The sequence below is a fragment of the Pseudonocardia lacus genome, from assembly GCF_018531445.1.
Classification (GTDB): domain Bacteria; phylum Actinomycetota; class Actinomycetes; order Mycobacteriales; family Pseudonocardiaceae; genus Pseudonocardia; species Pseudonocardia lacus.
Genome location: NZ_JAHDTH010000009.1, coordinates 31,644 through 44,749, shown reverse-complemented (window position 1 = coordinate 44,749; position 13,106 = coordinate 31,644). Strand labels below are relative to the sequence as shown.

General features: G+C 74.7%; 12 protein-coding genes. 11 read left to right on the top strand and 1 reads right to left on the bottom strand.

The genetic code is table 11. The features are described 5' to 3' along the window. The 11 genes from KIK08_RS03735 to KIK08_RS03695 form a co-directional block, all read left to right on the top strand. A partial coding sequence (locus KIK08_RS03735; protein ID WP_214401547.1) for an outer membrane protein assembly factor BamB family protein occupies positions 1–1,079 on the top strand: 1,079 nt, incomplete at its 5' end. A 3-nt stretch (positions 1,080–1,082) separates the two neighbouring features. Beyond that, positions 1,083–3,317 (top strand): serine/threonine-protein kinase, encoded by a 2,235-nt coding sequence (locus tag KIK08_RS03730; RefSeq protein WP_214401546.1) that lies wholly within the window; start codon positions 1,083–1,085, stop codon positions 3,315–3,317. Between the two features lie 70 nt (positions 3,318–3,387). Continuing rightward, the gene (locus KIK08_RS42195; RefSeq protein ID WP_408004635.1) at positions 3,388–3,468 is read left to right on the top strand and encodes a putative leader peptide; all 81 of its coding nucleotides are present in this window, start codon (positions 3,388–3,390) and stop codon (positions 3,466–3,468) included. Between the two features lie 100 nt (positions 3,469–3,568). Next, entirely contained in the window at positions 3,569–5,236 is a 1,668-nt protein-coding gene (locus KIK08_RS03725; RefSeq protein ID WP_214401545.1) for a nitrite/sulfite reductase, read from the top strand. Between the two features lie 9 nt (positions 5,237–5,245). Then, positions 5,246–5,413 carry an Insertion element protein gene (locus KIK08_RS03720; RefSeq protein WP_214401544.1) on the top strand — a complete coding sequence of 56 codons (168 nt, stop codon included), beginning with the start codon at positions 5,246–5,248 and terminating at the stop codon, positions 5,411–5,413. After that, a complete protein-coding gene (locus tag KIK08_RS03715) occupies positions 5,410–6,114 on the top strand; it encodes a phosphoadenylyl-sulfate reductase (RefSeq protein WP_214401543.1) in 705 nt (234 codons plus the stop codon). Before KIK08_RS03720 ends, KIK08_RS03715 begins: the two co-directional genes overlap by 4 nt. Beyond that, on the top strand, positions 6,111–7,013 hold the full coding sequence (cysD, locus tag KIK08_RS03710) for a sulfate adenylyltransferase subunit CysD (RefSeq protein WP_214401542.1): 903 nt from the start codon (positions 6,111–6,113) through the stop codon (positions 7,011–7,013). Before KIK08_RS03715 ends, cysD begins: the two co-directional genes overlap by 4 nt. Then, positions 7,013–8,320, top strand: a complete 1,308-nt coding sequence (locus KIK08_RS03705) for a sulfate adenylyltransferase subunit 1 (protein WP_214401541.1) — start codon at positions 7,013–7,015, stop codon at positions 8,318–8,320. The genes cysD and KIK08_RS03705 overlap by 1 nt, the downstream gene beginning before the upstream one ends. A gap of 191 nt (positions 8,321–8,511) precedes the next feature. Continuing rightward, positions 8,512–8,646, top strand: coding sequence for a hypothetical protein (locus KIK08_RS40840; protein WP_256446095.1), 135 nt, complete (start codon positions 8,512–8,514; stop codon positions 8,644–8,646). Between the two features lie 165 nt (positions 8,647–8,811). Further along, positions 8,812–9,741 (top strand): sulfite exporter TauE/SafE family protein, encoded by a 930-nt coding sequence (locus KIK08_RS03700; RefSeq protein WP_214401540.1) that lies wholly within the window; start codon positions 8,812–8,814, stop codon positions 9,739–9,741. Positions 9,742–9,886: 145 nt separating this feature from the next. Then, complete coding sequence (locus KIK08_RS03695; RefSeq protein ID WP_214401539.1) at positions 9,887–10,732, top strand: LLM class F420-dependent oxidoreductase; 846 nt, start codon at positions 9,887–9,889, stop codon at positions 10,730–10,732. A 311-nt stretch (positions 10,733–11,043) separates the two neighbouring features. On the opposite strand, the gene KIK08_RS03690 is transcribed toward KIK08_RS03695, so the two are convergent. Continuing rightward, a complete protein-coding gene (locus tag KIK08_RS03690) occupies positions 11,044–12,930 on the bottom strand; it encodes an FAD/NAD(P)-binding protein (RefSeq protein WP_214401538.1) in 1,887 nt (628 codons plus the stop codon). Positions 12,931–13,106: the final 176 nt, after the last annotated feature.

The following is a 13,106-nucleotide window of genomic DNA, read 5'->3' as shown; positions in this document are numbered from 1 at the left end:
CGCCCTCCCCCACCCCGAGCCCGGCGCCCGCGGCCGTCGCCGGCCCGCGGACCGGCCGGCTGCGCTGGCGGGCGCAGCTGGAGTACATCGGAGCGGGACCCGTCGCCGGCCCCGACCTGGTGTACGTGGGCGACCTGCGGACCGTCCGGGCCCTGGACGTCGGCACGGGCGAGCCGCGCTGGAGCACCCCGGGCGACGGCGAGTTCCGCGCCGCCCTCGCCCTCGACGGCGCCACGCTCGTCGCCGCCAACGCCGACGGCCACGTCTACGCGCTGGACGCGGCGACCGGCGACCTGCGCTGGCGGCGGCGCGTCGGCGACTTCACCGACACCGACCCGGTGGTCGCCGGTGGCGGTGTGTACGCGCTCGGCGTCCCCGCCGACGACTCGTCGGACACCGGCGACGTCGTCGCGCTCGACGCGGGCACCGGCTCGCGGCGGTGGACCCGCACGGTCCCGGTGCGGCGCCGCAACCCCGTGCACGTCAGCGGCGACACCGTGCTGGTGTCCACGGCGGACGCCCTCCTGGCGCTCGACGCGCGCAGCGGGTCGCAGCGCTGGAGCGGCGCCCTCCCCGAGCCGGGCCCGGCCGCGGCGGCCGCCGGCACCGCCTACTGCGGCGACGCGACGGGCGCCGTGCACGCGTTCGACCTGGCGACCGGCGCCGCCCTGTGGACGGCGGGCGCGAGCCCCGACGAGCTGCGCGGCCCGCCGTGGCTGGACGCCGGGCCGGGGAGGATCTACTTCTGCGACGGGACGGGCAACCTGGTGATGGTGGACCTGGCGGGCAGGTCGGTGGGGTGGCAGGTCGCGGCGGGCGCGAGCAGCCCGCCGGTCGTGCGGGACGGGCGGGCCGTCGTCGCGGGCTACCACGTCGTCCACGCGGTCGACGCGGTGAGCGGGCGCCCGCAGTGGCGCTTCGACGCCGCCGACGCCCCCGCCGACCCGCTCGACGGCGGCGGCTACTTCGACGAACGCCCCCGGCCGGCCGTGACCGACGACAGCGTCTACTTCGCCGACGCCGACGGCGCGTTCTTCGCGCTCGACGTGGCCGGTGGCGACGCGCAGGCGCCGGGGTAGCCGGTGGATCCGCTGCTGCCCGACGACCCCGACCGGGTCGGGCCCCACACGCTGCTCGCCCGCCTCGGCGCGGGCGGGATGGGCCAGGTCTACCTGGCGCGCAGCCGGGCCGGCCGACCGGTCGCGGTGAAGGTCGTGCACGAGAACCTGGCCGCCGACCGGGAGTTCCGGGCCCGGTTCGGCCGGGAGGTCGCGGCCGCGCGCCGGGTCACCGGTGCCTACACCGCGCCGCTGCTCGACGCCGACCCGGACGCGGCGACGCCCTGGCTGGCCACGGCCTACCTGCCCGGCCTCCCGCTCGACGACGCGGTGGCCCGGCACGGCCCGCTGCCGGCGGCCGCCGTGCGGGCGCTGGGCGCCGCCCTCGCCGAGGCGCTGGGCGCCATCCACGCGGCGGGCGTCGTGCACCGCGACCTGAAGCCGGCGAACGTGCTGCTCACCTCGACCGGGCCGCGGGTGATCGACTTCGGGATCGCGAGGGCCGCCGACTTCGCCACGCTGACCGGCACCGGCGTCGTCATCGGCACCCCCGGCTACCTGGCCCCGGAGCAGATCACCGGGGCCGACGCCGGGGCACCGGCCGACGTGTTCGCGCTCGGGGCGCTGCTCGTGCACGCGCTGACCGGGGTGGGGCCGTTCGGGCGCGGGAGCAGCCACGAACTGCTCATGCGCAGCGTCAGCGGGGCCCCGGTGCTGGACGCGGTGGCCGACCCGGCCCTGCTGGCCGAGCTGGCGGCCTGCCTGGACAAGGACCCGGCCCGGCGCCCGGCGACGTCCGAGCTGGTGGCGGCCTGGTCGTCGGACGCGGTCGCGACGACGGGGGAAGCGCTCGACGGCACGCGGTGGCTGCCGGACCCGATCGCCGACGAGATCGACCGCGCAGCAGCGGAGCTGCCCCGGCTGATGGCGGCCCCGCGGCGGGTGGCGGCGCCCCCCGACCCCGTCTCCGACATGCTCTCCGCCCTGCCGACGCAGCCGCTGACCCCGCCGCGCCCGGAGCGCCGGACGCTGTCCCGGCGCGCGCTCCTCGGCGGCGTCGCCGGCGCCGCGGTCCTCGGCACCGTCGGCTTCGTGCTCCTGCGCGACCGCGCCCCCGGGACGAGCGGTCCGGTGCGCTGGCTGCTCCCCTCCCAGCAGGCCTGGCTCGCGTCGGGTCCGTGGCTGCTCGACGGGGTCCTGCTCGCCGAGGACACCGAGGGCAACCTCGAGTCCAGGAGCACCGCCGACGGGAGCCGGCGCTGGTCCAGCAACGTGCGGATCAGCTCGGGAGCGGCGCTCAACGCCGTCGACGGGGTCTGCGTGGGGTTCCCCGGCGCCCTGGCCGACGACGTCGTCGCGATCGACCTGGCCGGCGGCGCCCCGCTGTGGAACGCGGAGATCGAGACCCTCACGGCGTACCCGGCGGCCCCGGTCGGCGGGGCGGGGCGGGTCGTGCTGGTCGGCCGCGAGGACGGGGGTCCCGCCGCGGTCCACGCGTTCGGCGCCCGCGACGGCGCCCGGCTGTGGCGGACCGAGCTCGGCGGCACCCGGGCGTACGGCGTCGCGGTGGACGGCGACGCCGCGTACTCGGCCGACGACGCGGGCTACGCCTACGGCGTCGACGTCGCGTCCGGCGTGGCGCGCTGGCGGACGCGGGTCACCGAGAAGGTCGGAGAAGGCGCGTACTCGCGCCCCGTCACCGCGGGCGGACGGGTCTACCTCGCCGACCGCGACACCCTCTTCGCGCTCGACGGGCGCACCGGCCAGCCGGTGTGGTCGCGACCGATCGACGAGGGGATCGGGGAGAGCACGACGCCGCTGCTCGCCGACGACCGGGTCTACCTGTCCGCCGTCGACGACACCCTGTACGCGTTGGGCGCCGCCGACGGCGCCGTGGTCTGGAAGGCCGCCGCCGGTTCCGGTGGCCCGGTGTTCGCCGGCCGGGTGGTCGGCACGAGCACCGCGGCCGAGGTGCTCGGCATCGACATCGACAGCGGCCGCACGCTGTGGAGCCGCCCGGTGAACACCGACTCCGGCACGTGGCCGGTGCTGGCCGGCGGCCTGTTCCACGTCGCCGACGACGACGGCGTCGTCTCGCTGGAGCCCTCCAGCGGGACGGTGGTCCGCGCGGTCGGCGAGGCCGACGGGGTGCGCGGCGCGGAGAACCTGGACACCGACGGCAGCGCCCTCTACCTGGCCGTCTACAACGACGGCCCGGCGCTGTGCTCGCTGAGCCTTCCCGGGCCCCCGGCCGGGTAGGCGTGTGAATCGGCTCCCAGCATGCGGACGCCCGTGGATCGATGACCGGACAGGTGGCACGCTGGGGCCCATGTCCGCGCTCACCCTGCGTCTCGTGGCCCGTCGCCACGTCGACCTGCACCGGGTCAGCAGCGCGCTCTGTCGGCGCTAGGGCTCGATCACCGCGCCCCCTTCCCGCCCAGCCGACACCCCCACCACAACCCGGCCCCGGCCGCGCGCCGTCGCGTGCCGCACGCCAACCGGAGGCACCCTTGCCCCCCAGCACCCAGCCGGTCAAGCGCAAGCGCGGCGAGGGCCAGTGGAAGCTCGGCCACCGCGAGCCGCTGAACCCCAACGAGCGCACCAAGAAGGACGACGACGGGCTCAACGTCCGCGCGCGCATCGAGAACATCTACGCCAAGCGCGGCTTCGACTCGATCGACCCCGCCGACCTGCGCGGGCGGATGCGCTGGTGGGGCCTCTACACCCAGCGCAAGCCGGGCATCGACGGCGGCCGCACCGCGGCGCTGGAGCCCGAGGAGCTCGACGACCGCTACTTCATGCTGCGGGTCCGCATCGACGGTGGCGCGCTGACCACCGAGCAGCTGCGCGCGGTCGGCGAGATCTCGCGCGACCACGCCCGCGACACCGCCGACGTCACCGACCGGCAGAACATCCAGTACCACTGGATCGAGATCGAGTCGATGCCGGCGATCTGGGCGAAGCTGGAGGGGCTGGGCCTGCTCACCACGGAGGCCTGCGGCGACACCCCCCGGGTCATCCTCGGCTCGCCGGTGGCCGGCATCTCCGCCGCCGAGAAGGTCGACCCGACGTGGGCGATCGACACCATCCTCGACCGCTACATCGGCAGCCCGGAGTTCTCCAACCTGCCGCGCAAGTTCAAGACCGCCATCTCCTGGCAGCAGGACGTGGCCCACGAGGTCAACGACGTCTCGTTCATCGGCGTCGAGCACCCCGAGCACGGCCCCGGCTTCGACGTGTGGGTCGGCGGCGGGCTGTCCACCAACCCGAAGATCGCCCAGCGGCTCGGCACCTGGGTGCCGCTTGAGGACATCCCCGACGTCTGGGCCGGGATCATCTCGATCTTCCGGGACTACGGCTACCGGCGGCTGCGCCACCGGGCCCGGATCAAGTTCCTGATCGCCGACTGGGGCGCCGCGGAGTTCCGCCGCGTGCTGGAGGAGGAGTACCTCGGCCGCCCGCTGGCCGACGGTCCCGCGCCGGCGATCCCCGAGGTCCCGATCGACCACGTCGGCGTGCACAAGCAGACCGACGGGCGCAACTACGTCGGCGTCGCGCCCGCGTCGGGCCGGGTCTCCGGCACCACCCTGATCGAGCTGGCCGACGCCGCGGAGGCGGCCGGTTCCGGCCGGGTGCGGCTCACCGCCCAGCAGAAGATCGTCGTGCTGGACGTGGCCGACGAGCACGTCGAGGCGCTCGTCGCCCGGCTCAACACGCTGGGCCTGCAGGCCGAGCCGTCGCCGTGGCGGCGCGCGACCATGGCCTGCACCGGCATCGAGTACTGCAAGCTGGCCATCGTCGAGACCAAGGAGCGGGCCATCCGCCTGGTCGACGACCTGGAGAAGCGCCTGGCCGACGTGCACCCGGACGTGCCGATCTCGATCCACCTCAACGGCTGCCCGAACTCCTGCGCGCGCACCCAGGTCGCCGACATCGGGCTCAAGGGCCAGATCGTCACCGACGCCGAGGGCAACCAGGTCGAGGGCTTCCAGGTGCACCTGGGCGGCGGGCTCGGGCTCGACGCCGGGTTCGGGCGCAAGCTGCGCGGGCTCAAGGTCACCAGCGCCGAGCTCGGCGAGTACGTCGACCGGCTCGTGCGCCGGTTCGTCGAGCAGCGCACCGATGGCGAGCGGTTCGCGCAGTGGGTGCTGCGCGCCGAGGAGGCGGATCTGCGATGAGGTCCCGGAATGTCTGAGCGCGCGGTCCCCTTCTACTGCCCGTACTGCGGCGAGGAGGACCTGCGCCCGGCCGAGCAGACCGAGCGCGTGCCGCACGGGGCCTGGTTCTGCGCGGGCTGCCTGCGGACCTTCGCCGTGAAGATGATCGGAATCGGAGTCCCGGAGGTGTCACGGTGAGCGTTGCGACGGAGACCGATCTGCGGGCGGTGGCCGCGCGCGCGGCGACCGAGTTCGGCCCGGACGCGACCGCCGAGGAGCTGCTGACCTGGGCCGCGGCGATGTTCGGCGACCGGCTGATCGTGGCGTCGAACATGCAGGACGCGGTCCTCGTCGACCTGGCGGCCAAGGCCGCCCCCGGCGTGGACGTGCTGTTCCTGGAGACCGGTTACCACTTCGCCGAGACCATCGGCACCCGCGACGCCGTCGAGCACGTCTACGACGTCCGGATGGTCAACGCGACGGCCGAGCACACGGTCGCCCAGCAGGACAGCCTCCTGGGCAAGGACCTGTTCGCCCGCGACCCGAACCGGTGCTGCGCGCTGCGCAAGGTCGCCCCGCTGCAGAACACCCTGCGCGGCTACGACGCCTGGGTCACCGGTGTCCGCCGCGTCGAGGCCCCCACCAGGGCGAACACCCCGCCGATCAGCTACGACGAGAAGTTCGGGCTGGTGAAGATCAACCCGATCGCCGCGTGGAGCGACGAGGACATGCAGGCCTACATCGAGGCGAACGGCGTGCTGGTCAACCCGCTGGTGGCCGAGGGCTACCCGAGCATCGGCTGCGCGCCGTGCACGGCCAAGCCGCTGCCCGGCGCCGATCCGCGCAGCGGCCGGTGGGCCGGCACCGGCAAGATCGAGTGCGGGCTGCACGTCCAGTGACCGCACCCGTGCTGGACGCGCTCGACGCGCTGGAGTCCGAGTCCATCCACATCTTCCGCGAGGTCGCCGGCGAGTTCGACCGCCCGGTGATCCTGTTCTCCGGCGGCAAGGACTCCACCCTGCTGGTGCACCTGGCGGTCAAGGCGTTCGCCCCGGCCCCGGTGCCGTTCCCGCTGCTGCACGTCGACACCGGGCACAACTACCCGGAGGTCATCGACTTCCGCGACCGGCTCGTCGAGCGCCTCGGGCTGCGCCTGCACGTCGCGCACGTCCAGGACTGGATCGACGACGGCCGGCTCACCGAGCGCCCCGACGGCACCCGCAACCCCCTGCAGACCGTCCCCCTGCTCGACAGCATCAACGAGCACCGCTTCGACGCGGTCTTCGGCGGCGGCCGGCGCGACGAGGAACGCGCGCGGGCCAAGGAGCGGATCATCAGCCTGCGCGACGCGTTCGGCCGGTGGGACCCGCGCAGCCAGCGCCCCGAGCTGTGGAACCTCTACAACGGCCGGCACGCCGCCGGCGAGCACGTGCGGGTGTTCCCCATCTCCAACTGGACCGAGCTGGACGTCTGGCGCTACATCCAGCGCGAGGGCATCGAGCTGCCGTCGATCTACTTCGCGCACCGGCGCGAGGTCTTCCGCCGCGACGGCATGTGGCTGGCCGAGGGCCCCTGGGGCGGGCCCCGCGGCGCGGAGGGCCTGGAGCTCAGGTCGGTGCGCTACCGGACCGTCGGCGACGGCTCCTGCACCGGCGCGGTGGAGTCCACCGCCAGCACCCTGGACGAGATCATCGACGAGGTCACCGCGTCGCGGCTCACCGAACGCGGCGCCACCCGCGCCGACGACCGGCTGTCGGAGGCCGCGATGGAGGACCGCAAGCGTGAGGGGTACTTCTAGTGGCGCGTGACCTGCTCCGGTTCGCCACCGCGGGGTCGGTGGACGACGGCAAGTCCACGCTGGTGGGCCGGTTGCTCTACGACACCAAGTCGGTGCTGGCCGACCAGATCGAGGCCGTCGAGCGCGCCTCGGTCGACAAGGGCATGTCGACGCCCGACCTGTCGCTGCTGGTCGACGGCCTGCGCGCGGAGCGCGAGCAGGGCATCACCATCGACGTCGCCTACCGCTACTTCGGCACGCCCACCCGCGAGTTCGTGCTCGCCGACACCCCCGGCCACGTCCAGTACACGCGCAACACCGTCACCGGCGCCTCCACCGCCGAGCTGGCCGTGCTGCTGGTCGACGCGCGCAACGGCATCGTCGAGCAGACCCGCCGGCACGCCGCCGTCCTGGCGCTGCTGCGGGTGCCCCGGCTGGTGCTGGCCATCAACAAGATCGACCTCGTCGGCTTCGACGAGGAGACGCTGACCACCATCGCCAAGGACTTCTCCGGCCTGGCCCGCTCGGTCGGGTTCGCCGACGAGGCGGTGCAGGTGATCCCGGTGTCCGCGCTGGCGGGCGACAACGTCGTCGAGCGCTCGACGCGCACGCCCTGGTACGACGGCCCGACGCTGCTCGGGCACCTGGAGTCGGTGCCGGTCGCCGGGCCCGAGGTCAGCGCGCCGTTCCGGATGCCGGTCCAGTACGTCATCCGCCCCCGCGCGGGGGCCCTGCCCGACGCCGAGGAGCGCTGGGGGCCGCTGCACGACTACCGCGGCTACGCCGGACAAGTGGCCTCCGGCACGGTCTCGCCCGGCGACGAGGTCGTCGTGCTGCCCGGCGGCGCCCGCACCACGGTGGCGGCCGTCGACACCGCCGACGGCCCGCTCGACGCCGCCGGCGCCGGGCGCAGCGTCACCATCCGGCTGACCGACGACATCGACATCTCCCGCGGCGACCTGATCGCCGCCGCAGGCGCCGCCCCCCGGGTCGGCTCCGAGATCGAGGCCACCCTGTGCTGGCTGGCGGACAAGCCGCTGCGGGCCGGCGCCCGGCTGCTGCTGAAGCACGGCGCCCGCACGACCCAGGTCATCGTGGGGGCGCTGGGCGAGCGACTCGACGTCGACTCCGTCCGCTTCGTCGACCCGCCCGAGGCGCTCACCGTCAACGACATCGCCATGGTGAGCCTGCGCACGGCCGACCCGCTCCCGGTGGACGACTACGCCGACATCCGGGCCACCGGCAGCTTCCTGCTGATCGACCCGCCCACCGGCAACACGCTGGCCGCCGGGCTGGTCGGCGCGCCGCTGGCGGTCGTCGAGGCCTGAACGGCGGCGGGTGGCCCTCGTACGGGTCACCCGCACACCGGCCGTAATCCGCATCACCCCGCCCGACGGGCGCCGATCCCGCGCGCCCGCGTTTGCGCACGATCCCGGTAGAAGTCCGGACATTTGCGCGGGTGCTCCCGCAGCGCGGACACCCGGTTGTAACCAGGCCATTTCCCACGGACGATGGTCGGGTGCTGCCCTCCGCGACCGCTGCCACCGGCCACCGGCCGGGCGCCGACGCGTCCATGACGGGGCACCTCTTCACCGGCCTGGAGCTGTTCTGGCCGTCCCGGCGCGGCCACGCCTTCGACGAGTTCTGTCGCTGAGCGCCCGGCCCGTCCCGCGCTGACGCGGTATCCACGCGGTATCCACGCGATACCGACGCGGCATCGACGCGGCACTGACCCGGCACCGACCCCGCGGTTCCCCCCGGCGCGTTCTGGCACGCCCCGGGCGTCCCCTGCTGCCCTGCACACCGGAGTCGCTTCTCCATGCAAACGCTCATCGTCTACGCCCTCGTCGGCTTCGGCGCGCAACTCGTCGACGGCGCCCTCGGCATGGCCTACGGCGTCACGTCCACGTCCCTCCTCCTGGCCGCCGGCATCAACCCGGCCACCGCCAGCGCGTCGGTGCACCTCGCGGAGGTCGGCACGACCCTCGCCGCCGGCGCCTCGCACTGGCGCTTCGGCAACGTCGACTGGAAGCTCGTCCTCAGGCTCGGCGTCCCCGGCGCGATCGGCGCCTTCCTCGGCGCGACCGTGCTGTCCGCGCTGTCCACCGAGGACGCGGCGCCCTACATGGCGGGCGTGCTGCTCGCGCTGGGCGTCTACGTCCTGCTCAGGTTCACGCTGCGCCCGCCGAAGGTCGCCACGGCGCGGACCTCCCCGCACGGGTCCCGGTTCCTGTCCCCGCTCGGCCTGGTCGCCGGCTTCGTCGACGCCTCCGGCGGCGGCGGGTGGGGCCCGGTCGCCACCCCGGCCCTGCTCACCGCGGGCAAGACCGCGCCGCGCACCGTCGTCGGCTCGGTGGACACCTCGGAGTTCATGGTCGCCCTGGCCGCCAGCATCGGCTTCCTGATCGGCATCGGGTCCGCGGTGCTCGACCCGTGGACGATCGGTGGGCTGCTGCTCGGCGGCGTGCTGGCCGCGCCGCTGGCGGCCTGGCTGGTGACCAGGATCCCGGCGCCGGTGCTGGGCGCCGCGGTCGGCGGGATCATCGTGTTCACCAACACCCGCACGATCCTGCGGGCGCTGAAGGTCAGCGACTGGGCCTCCACGACGGTCTACCTGTTCATCGCCGGTATCTGGATCGCCGCCGTCGCCATCGCGATCAGCAAGGTCCGCAGCGGCACCCTGCCCCGCGAGGCCGTCGTCGACGAGCCCGAGCGCCCCGTCGAGGAGGTCGCCGCCCCCAAGTCCTGACCCCACCCGTCGAGAACGACGTCGCTGTCCGTTGGACCGGTCCAATCCGACAGCAACGTCGTTCTCGACGGGGCATGCCCGTCCGGCATGCCGCGGTTCCGGATCGTCGGGGCCGAGCCGGCCCGCGCCGACATAGCGTGGCCCGGTGAGCACCCCGACGATCGGCCTCTTCCTGCACAACCACACCATCGCCACCGACCCGGCGACCGCCACGGCCGTCGCCGAGCGCGCCGAAGCACTCGGCTACGACTCCCTGTGGGCCGGCGAGCACGTGGTCGTGCCCAGCCCGCGCGTGGCGCCCTCACCGCTGGACCCCGACGAGCCGATGCTCGACCCGATCGTGCTGCTGGCCCACCTGGCCGCCCGCACCCGCCGCATCCGGCTCGGCACCGGCGTCATCGTCCTCCCGCAGCGCAACCCGCTGGTCCTGGCCAAGCAGCTGGCCAGCCTCGACGTGCTCTCCGGTGGCCGGCTGGAGGTCGGCATCGGGGCCGGCTACCTGGAACCCGAGCTGACCGCGATCGGCGTCCCCATGGCCGAGCGCGGCACCCGCACCGACGAGTACCTGGCCGCGATGCGGACCCTGTGGGAATCCGACGCCCCCGCCTTCGACGGCACCCACGTCCGGTTCTCCGGCGTCGACGCCCACCCGCGCCCGGTGCAGCGCCCGCTGCCCGTCGTCGTCGGCGGGCACGCACCCGCTGCCCTGCGCCGGGCCGCCCGCCACGCCCAGGGCTGGTACGGCTTCATGCTCTCCCCCGAGGACACCGCGGCCCACGTCACCGCGCTGCGCAAGGCCTCCGCCGACACCGGCCGCGACGACCCGCCGCACGTCTCCGTCACCCCGAACCGGCGCCTCGACCCCGCCACTGTCGCCGCTTACGCCGAGGCCGGGGCCGACCGCCTGGTCGTAGCCCTGAGCCCCACCGCCGCCCTGGACGGCCTGCACCGGATCCTGGACGCCAACGCCCCCAGCGCCCTCCGGACCTGACGGCCTGAACCCGCCACCGGGTTGGGCACCCTCACAGCCCTCCCCGTTCAGGGACATTCGCCGCGCTGGAGCGGCTGAGGACGTCTTCGCAGGGGCGGTGAGGTCTTCGCAGGGGCGGTGAGGTCTTCGCAGGTGCCGTGGACCCTGCGAAGACCAAGGCGACTCTGCGAAGACGCCCTCCCGGTCGACCGCGAAGCTGGCCGCGAAGCGGCCACTCCACCCCCGGAAGCCCCTGCTCGATCAGAGGTCGCCCGCCGCGGAGGCGCCGCCGGAGGCCCCTCAGAAAGCGCCGAAGGCCTCAACCAGATGAGTCAGGCAGCAGCAGACCGCGCCCGCACCGGCGCCAGACTCCGCAACACCGCCCGTGCCACAGCATCGTTGTAGCGCAAGCTCTGCGCGTTCATCCCGGGCCGCGTGAACGCCCCCGCCACCTTGACCGTCGTGTGCGGCCCCACCGCGAACCGCTGCGGGTGCACCTCCCCCGACGCCCGCAGGAGGGCCCCGTCGCTCGGGCGGACCTGGATCAGGCCGGTGTTGCGCAGCACCGTGCCGTCGGCGTCGACCAGCACCTCCTCCACGGCTTCCCCGTCGCGGACGAGGCCGGCCAGCAGGGGGTCGGTGGTGCGGGCGGCGCTGGGGTCGGGGAGGCGGGCGTCGACGAGGATCGTCGAGCGGACCGGTTCGGCCCCGGGCAGGCTCGCGCTGCCGGCGCGGAAGCCGTCCTCGGCGACGTCGACGAGCATTCCGGCGCCGAGGAAGTCGACGTACCCGGCGTGGGAGAGCGCCAGGAGTTGGCGCACCCGGAAGCCGGGCGGTCCGCTGGCCGCGGAGTTGAAGAAGCCCTGCCAGCGGCTCAGGTCGAACGCGCGCGACCGGGCCGACAGCACCCCGGCGGCGTGCAACCGGCCCACCTCGCCGTACACCGACAGCATCGCCACGAACATCCCCAGGTGGGACGTGTGCGCGGGGTCGGTGTGCTGGCGCAGGTCCTCCTCGATGCGGGCGCGGACCTGCGGCTGCAGCGCGGCCAGGCTCGTCGCGGTGAGGCCGGTCAGCGGCTCGTTCATGGCGGTGAGGTCGAGCCGGTCGACCGGGTCGGGCACCGCCGCCGCCAGCAGCGCGAACATCTCCGGGGAGTCCCAGCCCGCCGCGGTGTAGCGGTCGGCGAACTCCTCCCACGGGAGGCGGACCCGGTCGGGGTGGCCCAGGAACAGCTCGTGGTACCAGCCCCAGGCCAGTTCCTTGGCCATGTGCGGCCACATGGTGTCGAGCAGCTCGATCGGCTCCCCGGCCGCCACGACGTCGTCGGTCTGCTCCGGGCCGAAGAACCGCGGCAGCGGCGGGCGCCCGCCGCGCAGCTGGTAGGCCGGCTTGGCGTGGTAGAGCGAGCCGCGGGGCGAGCCGGCCACCAGGTGCGGCTCGGCACCGGAGGGCACGTACCGCAGCTCGTCGCCGTCGGGCTCGAACCGGCCGCCGCGGCCCTCGAACAGCAGCACCACCAGGTCGACGAAGGCCAGCCCCAGCCCCCGCACCAGCACCGTCTCGCCCGGCTCGATCACCGACAGGTCGGTGTCGGTGGTCTGCTCGGGCGGCAGGTAGCGCAGGCCGTGCTCGGCGGCCCGCGCGGCCAGGGCCAGCTCGTCGGCGGTGGGGGTGGCGTCGAGGTGGCCGGAGGCCAGCACGACCGCGTCGACCCGCAGGGCGCGGCCGTCGTCGAGCCGCACGACCTGGGTGCCCCCGTCGTCGTCGACGTCGACGGCGGTGGCGCGGTGCACGTGCACCCGCATCCCGTCGGGCAGCCGGGAGGCGACGTCGCGCAGCACCCACCCCAGGTACTCGCTCTGCAGTCGGCGGCTCGGGAACGTCGACGCCGTCACCGCGCGCAGCTCGGCGGCCAGCGCCGGTTCCAGCGTGTCGGGGTCGGTCCGCCCCGCCCACTCCCAGAACGACGGCCCGGCCACGATCGGGCCCTCGCAGACGACCGTGTCGTCGGTGAACATCGTGACGTCGGCGGCCATCGAGTTCATCGCCAGCAGCGGCGACTGGTCGTGGCGCCAGATGCGCCCGGCGCCGGCCGGGTACGGGTCGACCAGGTGCACATCGAGGTCGCCGGGGTGCAGCTCGGGGGCGCTGGCGGCCAGCCGTTCGAGCAGGCCGACGCCGCGCGGGCCGGCGCCGACGATCGCGATCGAGGACATGCGGGTCTCCTGCCGGGCGGTCGGACGGGACGGGTCCGGACGGCCTCAGACGGCGGAGCGGGTGCGGCAGAAGTCGACGTGCCGGCGCCGCGCCAGGAAGGTCCCCACGCCATCGACTGTAAGCGCAGGCCGCGGCCGCGGCCAGCGGATGCCTGGTGGTCCTGGTCGCTGTGCGT